The sequence below is a fragment of the Halothiobacillus sp. DCM-1 genome (assembly GCF_045689735.1).
Classification (GTDB): Bacteria; Pseudomonadota; Gammaproteobacteria; order Halothiobacillales; family Halothiobacillaceae; genus Halothiobacillus.
In genome coordinates this window covers 1,850,793-1,868,724 of the sequence record NZ_CP142685.1, presented here as the reverse complement: position 1 = coordinate 1,868,724, position 17,932 = coordinate 1,850,793, and the positions used below count along the sequence as shown (strand labels likewise).

Annotated in this window: 15 protein-coding genes and 1 pseudogene; 3 read left to right on the top strand and 13 right to left on the bottom strand. The window is 62.9% G+C overall.

The genetic code is table 11. The annotated features are described in order from the left end of the window. Window positions 1-6: 6 nt before the first annotated feature. A pseudogene (der, locus tag VOI35_RS08705) lies at window positions 7-1,395 on the top strand (ribosome biogenesis GTPase Der); the annotation flags it as partial. 764 nt (window positions 1,396-2,159) lie between these two features. Beyond that, window positions 2,160-4,397 carry a TonB-dependent receptor gene (locus VOI35_RS08700; protein WP_407275661.1) on the top strand — a complete coding sequence of 746 codons (2,238 nt, stop codon included), beginning with the start codon at window positions 2,160-2,162 and terminating at the stop codon, window positions 4,395-4,397. A gap of 59 nt (window positions 4,398-4,456) precedes the next feature. On the opposite strand, the gene pip is transcribed toward VOI35_RS08700, so the two are convergent. The 13 genes from pip to VOI35_RS08635 all read right to left on the bottom strand — a co-directional run bounded on the left by pip (window position 4,457) and on the right by VOI35_RS08635 (window position 17,034). Next, on the bottom strand, window positions 4,457-5,431 hold the full coding sequence (gene pip / locus VOI35_RS08695; protein WP_407275660.1) for a prolyl aminopeptidase: 975 nt from the start codon (window positions 5,429-5,431) through the stop codon (window positions 4,457-4,459). Continuing rightward, window positions 5,406-6,698: a hypothetical protein gene (locus VOI35_RS08690; protein ID WP_407275659.1), complete on the bottom strand. Its 1,293-nt coding sequence runs from the start codon at window positions 6,696-6,698 to the stop codon at window positions 5,406-5,408. Before VOI35_RS08690 ends, pip begins: the two co-directional genes overlap by 26 nt. 264 nt (window positions 6,699-6,962) lie before the next feature. Further along, entirely contained in the window at window positions 6,963-8,135 is a 1,173-nt protein-coding gene (gene bamB, locus VOI35_RS08685; protein WP_407275658.1) for an outer membrane protein assembly factor BamB, read from the bottom strand. Continuing rightward, window positions 8,132-8,776 (bottom strand): YfgM family protein, encoded by a 645-nt coding sequence (locus VOI35_RS08680; protein ID WP_407275657.1) that lies wholly within the window; start codon window positions 8,774-8,776, stop codon window positions 8,132-8,134. Before VOI35_RS08680 ends, bamB begins: the two co-directional genes overlap by 4 nt. A 19-nt stretch (window positions 8,777-8,795) precedes the next feature. Beyond that, a complete protein-coding gene (gene hisS, locus VOI35_RS08675; RefSeq protein ID WP_407275656.1) occupies window positions 8,796-10,082 on the bottom strand; it encodes a histidine--tRNA ligase in 1,287 nt (428 codons plus the stop codon). After that, window positions 10,079-11,185 (bottom strand): flavodoxin-dependent (E)-4-hydroxy-3-methylbut-2-enyl-diphosphate synthase, encoded by a 1,107-nt coding sequence (gene ispG, locus VOI35_RS08670; RefSeq protein WP_407275655.1) that lies wholly within the window; start codon window positions 11,183-11,185, stop codon window positions 10,079-10,081. Before ispG ends, hisS begins: the two co-directional genes overlap by 4 nt. Continuing rightward, window positions 11,182-12,285, bottom strand: coding sequence for a RodZ domain-containing protein (locus VOI35_RS08665; RefSeq protein ID WP_407275654.1), 1,104 nt, complete (start codon window positions 12,283-12,285; stop codon window positions 11,182-11,184). Before VOI35_RS08665 ends, ispG begins: the two co-directional genes overlap by 4 nt. Further along, on the bottom strand, window positions 12,286-13,104 hold the full coding sequence (pilW, locus tag VOI35_RS08660; RefSeq protein ID WP_407275653.1) for a type IV pilus biogenesis/stability protein PilW: 819 nt from the start codon (window positions 13,102-13,104) through the stop codon (window positions 12,286-12,288). 1 nt (window position 13,105) lies between these two features. Beyond that, a complete protein-coding gene (gene rlmN, locus VOI35_RS08655) occupies window positions 13,106-14,260 on the bottom strand; it encodes a 23S rRNA (adenine(2503)-C(2))-methyltransferase RlmN (RefSeq protein ID WP_407275652.1) in 1,155 nt (384 codons plus the stop codon). A gap of 20 nt (window positions 14,261-14,280) precedes the next feature. After that, window positions 14,281-14,709 (bottom strand): nucleoside-diphosphate kinase, encoded by a 429-nt coding sequence (ndk, locus tag VOI35_RS08650; RefSeq protein WP_407275651.1) that lies wholly within the window; start codon window positions 14,707-14,709, stop codon window positions 14,281-14,283. A gap of 118 nt (window positions 14,710-14,827) precedes the next feature. Beyond that, on the bottom strand, window positions 14,828-15,328 hold the full coding sequence (locus VOI35_RS08645) for an Rrf2 family transcriptional regulator (RefSeq protein ID WP_407275650.1): 501 nt from the start codon (window positions 15,326-15,328) through the stop codon (window positions 14,828-14,830). Between the two features lie 102 nt (window positions 15,329-15,430). Continuing rightward, entirely contained in the window at window positions 15,431-16,261 is an 831-nt protein-coding gene (cysE, locus tag VOI35_RS08640) for a serine O-acetyltransferase (protein ID WP_407276822.1), read from the bottom strand. A 5-nt stretch (window positions 16,262-16,266) separates the two neighbouring features. After that, a complete protein-coding gene (locus tag VOI35_RS08635) occupies window positions 16,267-17,034 on the bottom strand; it encodes an RNA methyltransferase (RefSeq protein WP_407275649.1) in 768 nt (255 codons plus the stop codon). Between the two features lie 86 nt (window positions 17,035-17,120). On the opposite strand from VOI35_RS08635, the gene VOI35_RS08630 reads away from it, so the two are divergent. Beyond that, a complete protein-coding gene (locus VOI35_RS08630; RefSeq protein WP_407275648.1) occupies window positions 17,121-17,915 on the top strand; it encodes an inositol monophosphatase family protein in 795 nt (264 codons plus the stop codon). The last annotated feature ends 17 nt before the right edge of the window (window positions 17,916-17,932 follow it).

The window sequence follows — 17,932 nt, the reverse complement described above, 5'->3', positions numbered from 1 at the left end:
TTATTGATGAAACCCGTGATTGCTTTGGTTGGTCGGCCAAATGTCGGCAAATCGACGATGTTCAACCAGTTGACCCGAACCCGCGCGGCGCTGGTGGCCGATTACGCCGGGCTGACGCGCGACCGGCAATACGGCAGTGCGGAATACGAAGGGCAGGTGTTCATCGTCATCGACACCGGCGGCTTGACGGGCGAGCGCGGCGGCATCGAGGCGCTGATGCAGGAACAAGCCTGGGCGGCGGTCACCGAGGCCGATGCGGTGGTGTTTCTGGTCGATGCGCGTGCCGGTATGACGGTGGCCGATCAGGAAATTGCCGAGCGTCTGCGGCGCACGGGGAAGCGCATTCAGCTCGTCGTCAATAAAATCGACGGCGTGGATGAATCTCTGGTGCAGGCGGAATTTGCCCGCCTGGGGCTGGGCGACCCGGTCTTGACCACGGCCTCGCACGGTCGGGGCATCAGCGCGCTGTGGCAGGCCTTGCTCGAACAGCTGGTGCAGGCCAATCCAGCGGGCGCGGTGCCGGATGTCCCCGCCGATGATTCGATTCGCGTCGCGCTCATCGGTCGGCCGAATGTCGGCAAATCCACCCTGACCAACCGGCTGCTCGGCGAGGATCGCGTGCTGGCGTTCGATCAGCCGGGCACCACGCGGGACAGCATCTACATCCCCTTCGAGCAGAACGGCCAGCCCTATACGCTGATTGACACCGCCGGGGTGCGCCGCCGGTCGCGGGTCGATCACATGATCGAAAAATTCAGCATCGTCAAAACGCTGCAAGCCATCGAGGCGGCCCATGTCGTGGTCTTGGTCTGCGATGCGCACGAGGGGATTTCCGAGCAGGATCAGCATTTGCTGGGGTTCATTCATGATCGGGGGCGGGCGTTGGTGATCGCCATCAACAAATGGGACAACATGACCGATTACGCCCGGGATGAGGTCAAACGGCAAATCGACCTCAAGCTCAGCTTCATCAACTATGCCCAGATGCACTTTATTTCCGCCCTGCATGGCACAGGTGTCGGGCACTTGTTCGAGAGCGTGGACGCGGCCTATGCGGCGGCCATGCGTAACATGAGTACCAACGCCCTGACCAAGTCGCTCGAAGCCGCGGTGTTCGCGCATCAGCCGCCGCTGATTCATGGGCGGCGCATCAAGCTGCGCTATGCCCACCAGGGCGGCAGTAACCCGCCGATCATCGTCATTCACGGCAAACAGCTCGAACGCTTGCCCGGCAGTTATGCCCGTTATCTCGAAGGTTGGTTTCGCCGGGAATTTTCCCTGATGGGTACGCCGGTGCGGCTGGAATTGCGCACGGACGAGAATCCGTATGAAGGCAAGTTTGACAACCGCACCCCGCTGCAACGCTACAAGGAAAAGAAAGAAGAGCGCGAAATTGCCAGCATGAAGCGCAAGTCCGCCCGCAATGCGCAGCGGCGCGCGCAGGAAGAAGCGGCTCAGGGCGCGGGCAGCCTGACTTCGCGGGTGGCGGGGTTGGCGGGTAAAGGCGAAAAATCGGGGGGAGCGCCCGGTGCGCGCAGCGGCGTGAATAACAACACCGGGAGCCAGAACGCAGTGAAAGCGCGCGGTGCGGCAGCGCGTGTGGGTGCGGCGGCGGCGAAGCCTAAGTCTGCTGCAGGCAAGCCGAAACCGGCGGCAGGCAATCGCCGCCCCAAAGCGCCTAAGCCGACGCATTCGGGGGGCGGTTCCGGCAGGAAGTAGCAGGCCGTTGAAAAATTCTTTTCAACGACCCGGTAAGGCAAGCCACGGATGGCTTGCACGAAGATCAATCATGTTAATTCATTGATCTTCGGAGGCCGTCGCAGACATGAACGCGTAGCTGGCGTAAGCCCGCCGCGACGAGCCGAGTTGAAAAAGGGCAGGAAAGCCCTTTTTCAACATCCTGGTAGGCAAGCCGAAACGGTGGCGTTCGGTTGAGGCCGAACGCCGGGATGTCGCAAGGCGGGCGCCTGTCTGATTGGGGCATAGGACACATTTTTGGGTGATTTGACGCAGGTTCTGGGGCTTTTGGGGTATTAATCCCGTGCCTGATCAACGGGTTGAGTGTTGGCATGTCGATTGCTCTTATATCGCGCTTTTAAAAGCACGGTGTCGCATCGCGGGATGCGGCTGGAGCCCTTCGAATCACGAGACGCTTGCCTATGAAATTCAAACGCACTCCCTTGGCGCTGGCTTTTGCCGCGCTGCCTGCCTCTGTTTTTGCGACCCCGCCGACCGAGTTGCCGCCGGTTCAGATCGTAGGCGAGCAACCGGCCACCGCTCCGCTGGGCGCTTCGGTGTTGTCGGATTCGGCGCTTAGTGAAGCCAGGGCGCGAACCAGTGACACTGCCCGGCTGCTGACCGATTTCCCCGGCGTAAGTCTGTACAGCGCGGGGGGTGTGTCGGGGCTGCCGGTGATTCACGGGCTGGCCGATGAGCGGCTGGCCACGCAGGTCGATGGCATGAATCTGATCGCGGCCTGCCCCAACCACATGAATTCGCCCTTGTCGTATATCGACCCGACGAATGTCGGCTCGGTGCGGGTCTATACCGGTGTGGTGCCGGTCAGCGTCGGTGGCGATAGCATTGGCGGCGCGATCGTGGTGGATTCGGCCGATCCGGTGTTTGCCAAACCCGGTGAGGGCACGGTCACCCACGGTGAGATCGGCGGGTTCTACCGTAGCAACGGTCGGGGTTATGGCGGGAACCTCGCGGCCTCGCTGGCGACGCAAAACTTCAGCCTGAGCTATCACGGTTCCACGGCGCAAGCGGAGGACTATCAGGCCGGCGGCAGCTTCAAGCCCGCGGGTTTGTCCTCGACCGAGCCCGCCGACATCAACACGGGCATCAGCCATTGGCTGGATGGCGATACCGTCGGTTCTACCGCCTACAAGGCACAGAATCATCAATTGAGCGCGGCCTATCAAAACGATGCGGGCACGCAGCTGTTCGAGCTGTCGGGCGGCATTCAGCGCATCCCCTACGAAAACTACCCGAACCAGCGGATGGACATGACCGACAACCGCAGTACCCAACTGAATGCGCGGTATCGGGGGCTGTACGATTGGGGCAAGCTGGAGGCCCGGCTGTACCGCCAGCATGTCAATCATGAAATGAATTTCGGCGAAGACCGGCAGTTCTGGTACGGCAATGCGCCGGGGATGCCGATGAATACCGAATCCACCACCACGGGCGCCAAGCTCGCGGCCACTTGGGATTTGACGGCGCGGGATGCGCTGGAGTTGGGGGCGGAGTGGCAGAAGTATCGACTGGATGACTGGTGGCCGCCGTCCGGCACCGGCATGATGGCGCCCGGCACTTTCTGGAACATCAATAACGGCCAGCGTGACCGATCCGCGCTGTATGCCCAGTGGACACGGCAGTGGGATCAAGCCTGGTTGACCCAGTTTGGCCTGCGCGGCGAATCGGTGCGGATGGATGCCGATCCAGTGCGCGGCTACAGCACCGCCCCGGGCGGCATGATGAACAGTTACATGGCCACGGCGAAGGATGCGGCCGCGTTCAACGCCGCCGATCGCAGCCGGACGGATCACAATCTCAATGCCTCGGCGCTCGCGCGTTATACCCCGGATGCGGGGCAAACTTATGAATTCGGCTTTGCCCGACAAGTTCGTTCACCGAGCCTGTACGAAGTCTATCCCTGGTCAACCTGGGGCATGGCGGCGATCATGAATAATTTCGTCGGCGACGGGAATGGCTATGTCGGCAACATGACCCTTTCCCCGGAAAAAGCCAACACCCTGAGTGCGAGCGCGGACTGGCACGATGCCACCGGCAAGCGCTGGGGCGTGAAACTCGCGCCTTATTATTCGTATGTTGAGGACTATATCGATGTCCGCTGCGCGCCGGGCGTGACTTGCAAGCCGAATCAGTTCAATGTGTTGCAGTATGTCAACCAGAATGCCCGCCTCTATGGTGCCGATCTATCGGCGCATACGGTGCTGGCCGAGAGCGCCGGGCTTGGCCGCCTAAGCGCTAAAGGGCAGATCAGCTATATCCATGGCCGGACCACCGCCACGGGCGATGCGCTGTACAACATCGTGCCCTGGACGGGCAAGGTCGCCCTCGTGCATGAGCGCGGCGCGTGGCAGAGCACTGTGGAGACGGTGTTCGTCGGTGCCAAGAGCGACACCACGGCGGTGCGCGGTGAACCGGCCACGGGCGGTTATGCTCTGGTGAACCTGAGCACCGGCTACACCTGGCATGGCCTGCGGGTGGATGTGGGCATCGACAACCTGTTCAACCGTTTCTACAACCTGCCGCAGGGCGGGGTGTATGTCGGTCAGGGCAAAACCATGGCGATCAATGGCGTACCCTTTGGCGTGCCGGTGCCCGGCCCCGGGCGCTCGATTTATACGCGCGTGAGCTACCGCTTCTAAGCACGGCTTGATCCGCGCAACAACCCGGCCTTGGCCGGGTTGTTTATTTCAATATGTCCTCAGGCTCCGCCGTGGCCATTGGCCTGGTCGGCGAGCAATTCACTAAACCGGTCGGTCGCACGGATCAAGGCATCGAGAATGCCGGGTTCGCTCGCCGCATGTCCGGCATGATCGATCCGCGTAAATTTGGCCTGCGGCCAGGCGTTGGCGAGCGCGGTGGCCTGGTCGATCGGGCAGACGACATCGTAACGGCCATGAATGATCTCCCCGGGGAGATGCGCGAAGCGCGGCACCTGCGCGAGCAGCGGTTCTGCCAGAAATGCCTGATGGTAAAAATAGTGATTTTCGATGCGCGCGATGGCGAGCGCGTGGTGCGGATCGCTGAAATAGTTCACGGTTGCGGCATCCGGCAGGAGGGTGGCCGTGCGTCCTTCCCAAGTGGACCAAGCCTTGGCGGCCTGCATACGGGCGAGTTCGTCGTCCCCCGTGAGGCGGCGATGATAGGCGGCGACCAGATCGTGTCGTTCGTCCGGTGGAATCGGGGCGAGGTAATCCGCCCAGTAGTCGGGAAACAGGTGATGGGCACCGTCTTGGTAAAACCAGCGGATATCTTCGGGGCGGCAGAGAAAAATCCCGCGCAGAATCAGCCCGAGTATCCGTTCGGGATGGGCACCGGCATAAGCCATGGCCAGGGTCGAACCCCAGGAGCCACCGAAGACCAGCCAGCGGTGAATACCCAGGTGTTGGCGAACCGTTTCCAGATCGGCAACGAGGTCGGCGGTGGTGTTGTCGATCAGGCTGGCGTGCGGGGTGGAACGCCCCGCGCCGCGTTGGTCGATCAGGATAATGCGGTAGCGATCCGGATCGAACAATTGTCGATGCCAGGGGGCGCAACCGGCACCGGGGCCCCCGTGCAGAAAGACGGCGGGAATCCCGTGGAGATTGCCGCATTCCTCGATGTGTAACACATGCGGGGCGGCCACGGGCAGGCTGTGGTTGACGCGGGGTTCAGTCGGCGGGTAGAGCGTGCGCATCGGGGGCGGCTCCGTGGGATGAGAGAGGTTGAATATGCCAATGCGGGGAATGGTACTGAATTTGCCAGCCACTGGGGGCATCCGGCGCGGGCAGGGCGGGGAGCGCCAGGCGCCTCATCAACTCGGCGCGGACTGCGCCTTGCGCGGTGAGTTGTGCGCTCAGCCCGCTCTGCACTGCGGCAGCAGCATCGGCGCCGGGGATGCTGGCCTCTAGCCGCCAGCTGCCGAGGCGGGCGGAACCGCCCGTGCTGTCGAGCCAGGCCGAGCCGGTGCCGATACTCTGGCAGAGCGCATCCAGCGCCAGGGTCAGCGGCTCGTTGTGCTGGAAGGGATGGCGCTGGGTCGCGATGGAGTCGGCGATGCTGCGCACGACTTGCCCGAGGGCGGAATAAAAGCGGTCGTCGGTGCCGCGCCATTGGCTGGTCAGATGCAGACGATCCAGGGCGGTGCCGAGCGCCGCGCGCTCGGTGTCGCGTGGGGGATCGAGGGGCGCAGAGGTCCAGACGATCTGGCGCGCCATCAATCCGAAAAACCCACTCAGCCGGCGTGCCCGCGAACCTTCACTGCTCATTTGCACATCGAGGTGATCGAGTTGTCCTCGAGTATCGCCCCAGCGCCAGCCGAGGCGTCGAATATGCAGGTTGCCTTGCAGGCTGTCGAGCCAGGGTTCCTCGGCGCGATCGGTCGGGGGTGTGCGGTACTGCCGGAGCAGCCATTGGCTTCGTCCCAGCCACAGGGCATGCTGCCCCTGGGTGAGCATCAGTCCCGGCAAGTTGCCTTCGAACCGCCATTCCCCAGTGTCGGCCGACCGGATTGCGTTCAGGCCCTCGGTCGGCGTCGGTTCGCCAGCGGGGGATAGCTGAAACTGCCACTGACCCAGCCCCGTGACCTGACCTGCGACCCGCAAGGGCTCTCCGTTCCAGTGACGGATCTGCCAGGGGCTGCGGGCATCGAGCGTCAGCACCAACCGTCCCCAAATCCAGCGGCCTTGTTCCAAGATGGGCGGCTGCGTATGGAGTTCCAGGTTCAGGATCAGGAGATCCTGTGCGCCATCAGGGTGCCAATGCAGTTGATAGCTTCGGTCGAAGGGCTGTTGCGCGGCGCGGATCATCTGCACATCGGGTTGCGTCTGCGCCCAGTTCGAGAGTGCCTGATCGATGCGGACGGCGGCTTGATAGGGGAGGACGATCTTCCAGATCAACAGCAGGAGCACCCCGATCAAGAAGGGGCGAAGGCTGCGGCGCAGGAAGTTCACAAGCGCGGGCATGGTATCGCTTCCCTCCGACGGTATGGCAGGACGATCGGGCAGAACGACAAACCCCGCGCACGCGGGGTTTGTGTCGCTGGGTGCCGTGCCTGGTAAGGCAAGCCATGGATGGCTTGCACAAAGATCAATCACGCTAAGTGATTGATCTTTTGAGGCCGTCGCGGACACGAACGCGGACTTCGTCAGCGCCGCGTTAAGCTGGCGTAAGCCCGCCGCGATAAGCCGAGTTGAAAAGGGGCAGGAAAGCCCTTTTTCAACATCTTGTTAGGGTAGCTGGAACACGACGAGATCGCCCGCGCGCGTGACGGCCGCGACGACGCCTTCCTCACTCCGCATGGGGTCGATCAGGGCGCCGTCAAGCCGCAGCCGTCCAATGATCGTTCCGGTCTGCGGATCCAGCACATGCAGGTAGCCTTCTTGATCACCCACCACCAGCTCGCCGTGGTTGAGCACCGGGCCGGTGACGCCGCGCCAGGCCAGCGCGGGCTGCCGCCACAGCGGTTCGCCGGTGCGCCGGTCGAGCGCCCAGACAATGCCGCTAGCATCGGTGGCGTACAGGGCATGCGCATCCAGGGTCATGTCGGTGAAACTGGAGAATTTCCGGCTCCACAGCGTTTGTCCGCCCCGGGCGCTGATGGCCGTGATGCGGCCTTGATAGCTGGCGACATAGAAAAATCCATCGGCAAAAATCGGCGTGCTGTCGATATCAACCATGCGGTCGATTTCTGTGCGACCCGTCGGCAAGGCGACCTGATTCTTCCACAGCGCCCGGCCATCTGCGCGCGATAGGACGGCGAATTCGCCATCGTCAAACCCCAGCGCGACGGCATCGGGAAACAGCAGTGCGCGGCTTTGGCCTTGCAGGGTCATGACGGGTTCTTTGTGGTTCACGGTCCAGATAATGCGGCCATCCTGATTGTCGAGCAGGCTGACCGAGCCATCCTTGCTGCGCACGACGGCATCGTGCTCGCCGACGGATGGTGCCGCTTCGACCGCGCTGGGGACTTGCGCATGCCACAAGGTTTTGCCGGAATCGGTGGCCAAGGCAACCACGGCGCCGGTGTCGCTGCCGAAGATGACTTGATCTGCACTGGCGCCGCCGCCAACCGAGAGGGGCATATCCAGCGCTGCCGTCCAGAGGCGTTGGCCGGTCTTGAGGTCGTAGGCGGTGACATGGCCTTGGGCATCGGCCACGAAGACGCGTTCCTTGCTGATGACCGGGGCGATGCGTTTGAGGCCGTCCTTCTGGGCGGCGCCCGCGCTGGCCTTCCAGAGCACCTTAGGCGGGAGGCGGTTATCGATTTGCGTGAGGGGGGTCGGTTTGACCAGTTCGCGGGTTGGGGAACAGCCAGCCAGCAGGGTCAGACCCAGAGGCAGCAGAACACTCAGCCAGACCAGGCGCCCCGGTCGGCGTGGAGTCAGTGAGGCAAAGATCATGATGCGGGGGTCTCCTTGGATGGGCTGGCCGGGAGGTTATCGAGTTTGATCTGGATGAAGCCCGCCTGCGCTTCATCGCTGCTCAGGGCTTGCTCATAGGCTGCCCGGGCTGCAGCCCAGTTTTTTTGACTGGCCTGAATGTCGCCCGTCAAATCCGCAAAGGCACCGGCATAGGGCGGCGGCGGCGCGGGGGAAGCCAGGGTCGCCAGTGCCTGGCTGGGCTGGTTGGCCGCCCACTGCACCTTGGCCAGCCGCAGTTGCGCCAGGGCGATCAAGGCGGGCTCATGGGTGTTTTTCATCGCGTCCCGCAGGTAGATTTCTGCCTTGGGGAGGTCATTCTGTGCCATCGCTTCTTTGCCCGCGACCAGCAATGCCAACGCGGCATAGATGCTGCCTTGATGGTCGGTGGCGAGTTGGCGGGCGGCTTCCATGGCGGCTTTCGGTTGTTGGGCGCGCACCAGTTGTTCGATTTGGTGGAATGCCAGCGCCGCCGCGGTTTGTTGCCGCGCCTGCCAGTTCTGCCAGCCCAGCCAGCCACCGAGCACGATGAGGCCGAGCACAAGCCCGGCGATCAGCGTCTTGCCATAGTGTGCCCACAGGGTGCGGAGTTGGTCGAGTTGTTCGTCGTCAGCCGTTGTCATGATGTCGTCCTGATGGGGGTTATCCGGGGAATCGGTTGTGCGCGTGGGCGGTCAGCCATTGCAGCGCTTCGGCCGGGGTGAGCACGGCTTCGCCGGGTTGAGGCAGCCCCTCGCGCAGGGCGCGGATCTGCCAGCGGGGCGGCGTACCCGCCGAGGTGTCGATCTGGATGGCATACCGCGCGCCGCTGCGATCCGCCCGTTTGAGCTGATTTTTCAGCCCGCCGCCATCGAGCACACATTGAATGCGTTCGCTGGGCAGGGCGTGCCGCAAGGCTTCGGCGGCAGTCAGCGCGAGTGGCTTGTGGGCAGGCTCTGGCCAGAGCACGATCAGATCGGCGGTTTGCGCTTCCGCCGTGGGCGCCATGAGTTCGATCAGCCGTTCCAGCCCAATGGCAAATCCGGCGGCGGGCGTGGCCTTGCCGCCCAGTTGCGCGACCAGGCCATCGTAGCGCCCGCCCGCGCAAATCGTGCCCTGGGCACCCAGCGCGGTCGTGACCCACTCGAATACAGTGCGGTTGTAGTAGTCCAGCCCGCGTACCAGCCGGGGATTGACAGTAAAGGGAACACCGGCCGCCGTCAGCAGGGATTGGACTTCCGCGAAATTTTCCTGGTCTTCCGCGCTGAGATAGTCCTCAAGTGCCGGGGCTTGCGCCACCACGGCCTGCACGGCGGGATTCTTGCTATCGAGAATGCGCAGCGGGTTGGTGTGCAACCGGGCGCGGGCTTCTTCGTCGAGCGCCTCGGCATGGCCTTGCAGATAGTCGATCAGCACCGCGCGGTGGGCGGCGCGCGCCTCGCTGCTCCCGAGCGTGTTGATCTGCAAGGCCACCTCGGTGATGCCGAGCTGGTGCCACAGGCGGGCGGCCATGAGCATCAATTCGACATCCAGTTCGGCACCCGCGATGCCAAACGCTTCGACCCCGAATTGATGAAACTGCCGGTAGCGACCCTTTTGTGGCCGCTCGTGGCGGAACATCGGCCCCAGGTACCAGAGTTTGCGTTGCTGGTTGTGAATGAGGCCGTGTTCCAGACAGGCGCGGACGCAGCTGGCCGTCCCTTCGGGGCGCAGGGTGAGTGAATCGCCGTTGCGGTCTTCGAAGGTGTACATCTCTTTTTCGACGATGTCGGTCACCTCGCCGATGCTGCGGGCGAACAGCGCCGTGTGCTCGACGAGGGGCATGCGGATCTGTTGGTAGCCATAGGCGCGCGCCGTGGCTGCGAGGGTGGATTCCAAGGCCAGCCAGGCCGGGGTTTGTTCGGGCAGCGTGTCGTGCATGCCGCGCAGGGAATGCAGGGTTTTGCTCATGATGCGGTGGCGGAGGGCGTGGCGGTGCGGGCGGCGATTTGCTGGCGGATGGCGCGTTCCACGCCTTCGACCAGTTCCGCCTCGGTCAGTTTTCCGACGGGTTTGCCATCCAGATACAACAGGTTGGGCTGGCCGCCGGTCAGGCCGACGGCGGCTTCCCGTGCCTCGCCGGGGCCATTGACGACGCAGCCGATCACGGCCACATCGATGGCTTGGTCAATGTCTTCGATCCGGCTTTCCAGCGCGTTGACTGCCTTGATGACATCGAACTCCTGGCGGGAACAGGACGGGCAGGCAATGAGATTCACGCCTCGGTTGCGCAGCCGCAGGGATTTGAGGATGTCCCAGCCGACCTTGATTTCTTCGACGGGATCGGCGGCCAGCGAAATGCGGATGGTGTCGCCAATGCCCTCGGCCAGCAGCATGCCCAGTCCCACGGCGGACTTGACGGCACCGGCGCGCAGCCCACCGGCCTCGGTAATGCCGAGATGCAGCGGTTGCTCGATTTGCCCGGCCAGCGTGCGGTAGGCCAGCACAGTCATCCAGACATCCGAGGCTTTGAGTGAGACCTTGAATTCGGGGTAATCGAGCCGGTCGAGAATGTCGATATGCCGCAGTGCCGATTCGACCATGGCGGCTGGGGTCGGCTCGCCATATTTTTGCTGTAGGTCTTTTTCGAGGGAACCGGCATTGACGCCAATGCGCAGCGGGATGCCTTTGTCGCGGGCGCAGTCGATCACCGCGCGCACGCGATCTTCCCGGCCGATATTGCCGGGGTTGATGCGCAGGCAGTCGGCGCCGAGTTCCGCGACTTTCAGGGCAATCCGGTAGTCGAAGTGAATGTCAGTGATCAGCGGGATGTCCACCTGCGCGCGAATCTTGCCGAAGGCATCGGCGGCCTCCATCGAGGGCACCGAGACGCGCACGAGATCGGCACCGGCTTTTTTCAGCGCCTGAATTTGCGCAACGGTCGCGGCGACATCGCAGGTGTCCGTGTTGGTCATGCTTTGCACGGCGATGGGGGCATCACCGCCCACCGCCACGCCGCCGACCCGGATCTTGCGGGACAGCCGGCGAATGGTTGGTGCCGTGGGGTGACTCATGAGCCGCCTACCGTGGTGCGAATGATGCCGGTGGTGCTGTTCGGCGTCCCCAGGGTGACCGGCTTGCCTTGCCAGGTGACTTCGACGCCATCGGCATGACCGAGCACGACGGTAAAGGGTGCCTTGCCGTTGAGACTGCGTTCGCTGCCTTTTTTCAGCACATCGTAGATGAGGCGTTTGCCGGTTGCATCCCGCACTTCGACCCAGCAATCCGCTTTCGTTACGGCAATTTTCAGGGGATTGTGCGGGGTGTCGGCACTCGGTGCGGTGGTCGCGTTGGTCGGAGCCTCGGATTTGGCTGGCGCGGCCGACGCATCGGCGGGCATCGGCGCGACCGGCTCGGCGGCGGGAGAAGGCGCCGGGCTGACGGGTGCAGCGACCGCAGGCGCGGTCGTTGCCGCATCGATGGGCGAGGGTTCTGGATTTGCCGGTGTGGCCAGCGTCGGCGGGGGCGGCAAGGGCAGACTTGCGGCGGGTGCGGTCGGCTCCGTCGGCGTGGGTGCCGGCAACGCGGTTACCGGCAAGGCGAGGGCGCTGTCCGCCGATGCGGCACGGTCATGATGCGGTAGCCACTGGGTGACTTTTTGCCAGAAGCTCGGCAGCGCGAGCGCCAACAGGGCGACGGCCGCGCCAAGCAAAATGCCGACGACCAGCAGGCGCCAGATCAGGCCAACGACACCGCTCCGCCGCTGAATTCCGCGCGCCCGTGAAGGTCGGACGGCGTCCACCGGAGTGCGGGCACTGACCCGATGGCTGGGAGATCGGTCGTGGGTCTGGGCATCGAGTGCCGCAATCCAGGGGGCGGGATTGGTGTTCATCATCCCCGCCCAGTGTTTGAGGTAGGCGCGGACATACAGTGGCTCCGGCGCTTCATCGAGGCGATTGTTCTCGATGGCTTCCACCACCACGAGGTCGAGATTCAGGCTGCTGGCGAGATCGGCCGCAGATAACCCCTGTTTTTGCCGGGCATCGCGCAGCATGGCGCCGAGGCTGGATGCGCCTGAGAAGCTGGGTATGCTTGGCGCGCTGTCTTCATGACTTGTCTGGCGTTGATTGATGCCGAGCGGCGGTGGGCTGCCGGGCAGGTTTTGTTGACTCATTTATTTTGCTCCGCTATCAAACCACTTGGCGACGGGGGAATCGGGAAAACGCCCTTTGAGAATGAGGACATGATTGGCCAGCGACTGCTGATCGCCGGTTGCCCGGTCGATGCGGATGGCGAGCTGAAGCGTATCCGGGGTGTGGCGGTTGTTGGCTTCGTACCGTTTCATGTCTTGTGCGGCGGCGGCGTAGTCACCGGTGGCATAGTGCACCCGAGCCAGACCCAGTAACGCCGGGCCGTAGCCGGGCATGCGCGCCAGCGCCTCGTTGAATTGCTTGATGGCCTGCGCCGAATCATTGGCCGATTCATAACAGACACCCGAGTTGGCGAGCGCGAATTCCGGGGTTTTGTAGAGCGGATCGCTGTAGGCGCGCTGGAACAGTTCTTGCGCCTTGCTGAACTCTTTTTGGCCACACAGAAAGGTGGCGTAGTTGTTGTCGAGATCCGAGTTGTGTGAATCGAGCGCATAGGCGCGGGCGAACTCTTCCCCGGCCTTCTGGGTTTCGCCCAGACGATCCAGAATCAGAGCGTAGGCATGATGCGCGGGCGCGAAGTTACTGTCGTAATAGATGGCACGCTTGGCTTTTTCGACCGCGACATCCATGTGGCCTTCTCGAAAATAACCGACGGCAAGTTCGGTATTGATCTGCGCGGCCTGCTGGTTTTCGGTCGGATTGTTCGGCAGGCCGTTCATGTTGCCAGGCGGCGTTTGCTGCTGCAGGCTGGCACAGCCGGCTAACAAGCTGGTCGCCAAGAGCAAGGCAAGCGCAGTCACACGGCGCGCGGTGTAGTGGGATTGTGTCGTTGCAGGCACCATGTCAAACACTCCGTTCTCGATTCACCAAACCCATGGCGGCGAGCCGTTCTTGCCGCCGCGCTCGATCTTCTACCTGGCCGACGAGTTGTCCGCAGGCCGCGTCGATATCTTCACCCCGGGTTTTGCGCGGTACGGTATTGATGCCGGCCGCTTTGAGTGCGGCGCGGAAGCGTTCGATCCGATTGCGCGAGGAACGCAGGTAGCCCGATTCCGGAAAGGGATTGAACGGGATCAAATTGACCTTGACCGCTTCTTTGCGGGGCGCGAGCAGGGCAATCAGCGCCTCGGCATGCTCGGGGGAGTCATTCTTGCCTTCCAGCATGACATATTCGTAGACGATGGCCCCATGCGGCACGACGGTCGCGTAGCGGTCGCAGGCCGCCATGAGGGCGTCCAGTGGGTATTTCTGGTTGATGGGCACCAGCTCGTCGCGCAGTGCATCCGTGGGTGCATGCAGGGAAATCGCCAAAGCAACCGGCAGCCGTTCGGCCAGCCGGTCGATGGCCGGCACGATACCGGAAGTGGAAATGGTGACCCGCCGCCGCGACAGGCCATAGGCGTTGTCATCGAGCATCAGTTGGGCGGCATCGATCACCGTGTCGAAGTTGAGCAGGGGTTCGCCCATGCCCATGAACACGACATTGCTGATCGCGCGGTTGACATGGACTTCCCGCTCGATGAGCCGTTCGGCAAGCCAGAGCTGGCCGACGATTTCGGCCGTGGTCAGATTGCGGTTGAAGCCTTGTCGCCCCGTGGAGCAGAAAGTGCAGGCGAGCGAACAACCCACCTGCGAGGAAATACAGAGCGTCGCCCGATCATCCTCGGGGATGTACACCATCTCCACCGATCCTCCGCCGGCCAGATCCAGCAGAAACTTGCGCGTGCCATCGCGCGAATGCTGGTCGAGCCGAACGGTGGGGGGGCGGATGCAGGCGAGCGCCTTGAGCTTGTCGCGCAGGGAGCGCGCGAGATCGGTCATCTCATCAAAATCGCTGACGCGGCGTTGATGAACCCATTTCAGCAGTTGGGTGGCGCGAAATGGTTTTTCGCCCAGATCAACCACCCAGGCACGCAGTTGCTCCGCGGTCAGGCCGAGCAAATTCACGCGCGAATCTTCCCCGGGGAGACGAATCGGCGTGCTGGCTGCGAGGGTCATGATGCTCAGTCGAGCCGGGGTTACCGGCGAACAGTGACTTCTTCGGGTTTGAAGAAGAAGTCGATTTCGATTTTGGCATTTTCTGCGCTGTCGGAGCCATGCACGGCATTGGCGTCGATGGAATCAGCGAAGTCGGCGCGGATGGTGCCTGGAGCTGCTTTTTTCGGATCGGTTGCGCCCATCAGGTCGCGGTTTTTGGCCACTGCGTTTTCGCCTTCGAGCACTTGAACAAAGACGGGGCCGGAAATCATGAAGGCCACCAGTTCGCCGAAGAAGGGCCGCTCACGATGGACGGCATAAAACCCTTCCGCCTGTTCCCGGCTCAATTGCATCATGCGACCCGCCACCACGGTCAGGCCGGCCTGTTCAAACCGGCTGATGATTTGACCGATGACATTCTTGGCTACGGCATCGGGTTTGATGATCGACAGGGTGCGCTCAACGGCCATGAAAAAACTCCTCGAAAAACGGTGATTAAGGAAAAAGGGAAAAATCTGAAGAGGCGAGAGTGTACCGTGTCGTCCGCAAACATGCCATGCGCGCCGTCAACGCCGGACGGCTGTTGAGCTATTTGTGCCGCAGCCCGTCGCCGCGCAGCGGGTGGGCAGCCTGAGTTGCGCGTACGCGGGCGAGATCCTGGTCTTGCAGTGCTGCCAGTGCGACCAGTTGCGGCTCCTTGATGAGGTCGGCCAGATGGATGCCCTGTAAAAACCCGCGAATTTGTTGGGATAGACCTTGCCACAGGTGGTGACCCAGGCATTTGTGGCCATTCTGGCAATTGCCCAGCCCACCGCAGCGGGTGACATCGACTTCTTCATCGACGGCAAGGATGATGTCATCGATGCTGATGTCCGGCGTCGCCCGAGCCAGCCGGTAGCCCCCCCCGGGGCCGCGGACGCTTTTGACCAGACCTGCGCGCCGCAGCTGCGAAAACAGTTGCTCCAGATAAGAGAGCGAAAGCCCTTGCCGGTCTGCAATATCGGCCAGCGTCGTCGGGGCGCCCTGATCATGCAGGGCGAGATCGAGCATGGCGGTCACGGCATAGCGGCCTTTGGTGGTTAATCGCATACCTACCTCGTATCGGAAAAATGGGCGCGGCGTTTCATTTCGGAATGGGTTGGACGGCAACCCATTAGTTGAGTTGCATTCTTGGGTAATCCCCGCAACATCTCAAGGGGAATTTTCAGGCGGGGCTGGGTGGGGTTCTGGTGGGCAGACCGGCGCATCCGTTCGCGAAAGCTGGCAATTGGACAGGCTGGGCAGGTTTGTGTCGGGTTGCCCAACCCAGTCTTCCGGCGGGGTGCCCTGGGCGGCTTGTAGGGTGCGGACGACGGACAGCAGTTCTGCCAATCGTTCCTCGCTGGCCTGCACATGCGTCAGCAGGCGGTCGATGACTTCGGCGACGGGGTCGGGCATATCCCGGGCGACGCCATACGCGTCGAAGCCGAGCTTTTCGGCAATGCGTGCCTGCTGGGGGCTGATGGCGGGGGTTTGCCCCACCACCCGCGCGGGAATACCGACCAGCGTGGCACCCGAAGGGGCATCCTTGAGCACGACGGCATTGCTGCCGATGCGCACGCCATCGCCGAGGGTGATGGGGCCGAGGACTTTGGCGCCCGCCCCCACCACGACGCCATTACCGAGCGTGGGGTGACGCTTTCCGGCAGACCATTGGGTGCCGCCAAGCGTCACGCCGTGGTAGAGCGTGCAGTCGTCGCCGATTTCGGCGGTCTCACCAATGACGACCCCCATGCCGTGATCGATGAAGAGCCGTCGGCCAATGCGGGCGGCCGGATGGATTTCGATGCCGGTGAGCCAGCGGCCCAGGTTGGCGATCATCCGGGCAATCAGTTTCAGCCGCCACCGCCACAGCCGGTGCGCCAGCCGATGCCAAAGAACCGCATGGATGCCGGGGTAGGTCAGCAGAATCTCGAACCGGCTGCGTGCTGCGGGGTCGCGGTCGAATATGCTGTCAATGTCTTCACGCAGGCGTCGCCAGATGCTCATCAGGGCTCCTTGTGGCGGGTCAGGGCGGTGAGAACGCCGTGCATCAGGGCGAGTTCTGCTTCGGTCCAGCCCGCGCGATGGCAGGCGATGCGCAGCTTCTCGGTGAGCCGGGCGCGGGTGGCGACGGGATCTTCGCCATTGCGCTGGAAGAAATCCCGTTGATCGAGGAGGTCGGTCAGGCGGTGTTCAAACGCTTGCCACTGGCTGAATGGCGCGACAGCTTCTCCGGCGGATGAGCCGGTGGTCACGCCATTCGCCGCGCCGCCGCGTCCGAGCCATAGCTCGTAGGACAGAATCTGCACGGCCTGCGCGAGGTTGAGCACGGGATAGGCGGGGTTGGCGGGAATCTCGATAATCGCGTGACACCAGGAAAGGTCTTCGTTTGATAGTCCGGTGCGTTCCGCGCCGAATACCACGGCGACGGGTGCCACGGACGCCGCCGACAGGATGGTCTGCGCGGCTTCGCGAGCGCTGAGCACCGGCAGCGCCATCGACCGGGGGCGGGCGGTGGTGGCGAAAACCTGATGGATTCCCTGCAGCGCCGAGGGCAAGTCCGCGACCTGCCGGGCATTGTGCAATATCTCTGCGGCGTGCTTGGCGTTGGCAAAGGCTTCGTCGTTGAGGGGGGTGCGTGCGCCGGCCAGCGTCAGTCGTTCAAGCCCCATCGTTTTCATCGCGCGCGCCACCGCGCCGAGATTGCCCGGGTGGGAGGTGCCGACGAGAATGATCTCGATGGGGATGGTGGCGGGTGGCGGAGTCTCGGTCACGCAAGAAATTCCTGAGAGGGCGCGCGGGAACGCGATATACTAGCAAATCCGGTTTTTCTATCGAATTCGTTACTCACTCGGTCATTATGCCCCATCCCATGCTCACCATGGCGGTACGCGCTGCGCGTGCTGCCGGCAACATTATCGCCCGTGCCACCGATCACATCGGGGATTTAACCATCGAAGCCAAGCAGCGTAACGATTTCGTGAGCGAGGTCGATCATCAGGCCGAGCATGCGATTCTCGATGTGCTCAAGCGTGCTTATCCGGGGCACCACTTTCTGGGGGAGGAGTCGGGGGATTCCGGCGCGGCAGAGAGCGAATACCGCTGGATTATTGATCCGCTGGATGGCACCACGAATTTTCTGCACGGATTTCCGCAATATGCGGTGTCGATCGCACTGGAGTTTCAGGGGCGGCTGGAAATTGGCGTCGTCTACAACCCGGTCAATCAGGAGTTGTTTACCGCCGAACGCGGTGGCGGCGCTTTTTTGAACAATAAGCGGATCCGGGTGGCGGGTTTGCGGAGCCTGGAAGGTGCCTTGCTCGGTACGGGGTTTCCATTCCGCCCAGATCAGGATCTGGAGGCTTATTTCAAAACCTTCCGCGCCTTGCATGGTCCCACCGCGGGCGTGCGCCGGGCGGGTTCGGCGGCGCTGGATCTGGCCTATGTGGCGGCGGGGCGGCTCGATGGCTTTTGGGAATTCGGCTTGAATCCCTGGGATATGGCCGCTGGGGTGCTGTTGATCCGTGAAGCGGGTGGGGTGGTGGTGGATTTCCTCGGCGCGGAGGAGTTCATGCGGACCGGCAATCTGATTGCCGCGAATCCGAAAGTCACCCACGCCATGCTCAAGGCAATCCGTCAGAGCCTTTCGGCTTGAAGTCGCGGCCTCCCGCG

What these genes read in the sequence shown, in the direction of transcription:
- hisS (WP_407275656.1), bottom strand. Translation starts at nt 10,082, where the DNA reads ATGAGCAAAACCCTGCATTCCCTGCGCGGCATGCACGACACGCTGCCC.
- VOI35_RS08690 (WP_407275659.1), bottom strand. Translation starts at nt 6,698, where the DNA reads ATGCCCGCGCTTGTGAACTTCCTGCGCCGCAGCCTTCGCCCCTTCTTG.
- VOI35_RS08680 (WP_407275657.1), bottom strand. Translation starts at nt 8,776, where the DNA reads ATGACAACGGCTGACGACGAACAACTCGACCAACTCCGCACCCTGTGG.
- rlmN (WP_407275652.1), bottom strand. Translation starts at nt 14,260, where the DNA reads ATGACCCTCGCAGCCAGCACGCCGATTCGTCTCCCCGGGGAAGATTCG.
- VOI35_RS08630 (WP_407275648.1), top strand. Translation starts at nt 17,121, where the DNA reads ATGCCCCATCCCATGCTCACCATGGCGGTACGCGCTGCGCGTGCTGCC.
- VOI35_RS08700 (WP_407275661.1), top strand. Translation starts at nt 2,160, where the DNA reads ATGAAATTCAAACGCACTCCCTTGGCGCTGGCTTTTGCCGCGCTGCCT.
- bamB (WP_407275658.1), bottom strand. Translation starts at nt 8,135, where the DNA reads ATGATCTTTGCCTCACTGACTCCACGCCGACCGGGGCGCCTGGTCTGG.
- pip (WP_407275660.1), bottom strand. Translation starts at nt 5,431, where the DNA reads ATGCGCACGCTCTACCCGCCGACTGAACCCCGCGTCAACCACAGCCTG.
- ndk (WP_407275651.1), bottom strand. Translation starts at nt 14,709, where the DNA reads ATGGCCGTTGAGCGCACCCTGTCGATCATCAAACCCGATGCCGTAGCC.
- ispG (WP_407275655.1), bottom strand. Translation starts at nt 11,185, where the DNA reads ATGAGTCACCCCACGGCACCAACCATTCGCCGGCTGTCCCGCAAGATC.
- VOI35_RS08665 (WP_407275654.1), bottom strand. Translation starts at nt 12,285, where the DNA reads ATGAGTCAACAAAACCTGCCCGGCAGCCCACCGCCGCTCGGCATCAAT.
- VOI35_RS08645 (WP_407275650.1), bottom strand. Translation starts at nt 15,328, where the DNA reads ATGCGATTAACCACCAAAGGCCGCTATGCCGTGACCGCCATGCTCGAT.
- pilW (WP_407275653.1), bottom strand. Translation starts at nt 13,104, where the DNA reads ATGGTGCCTGCAACGACACAATCCCACTACACCGCGCGCCGTGTGACT.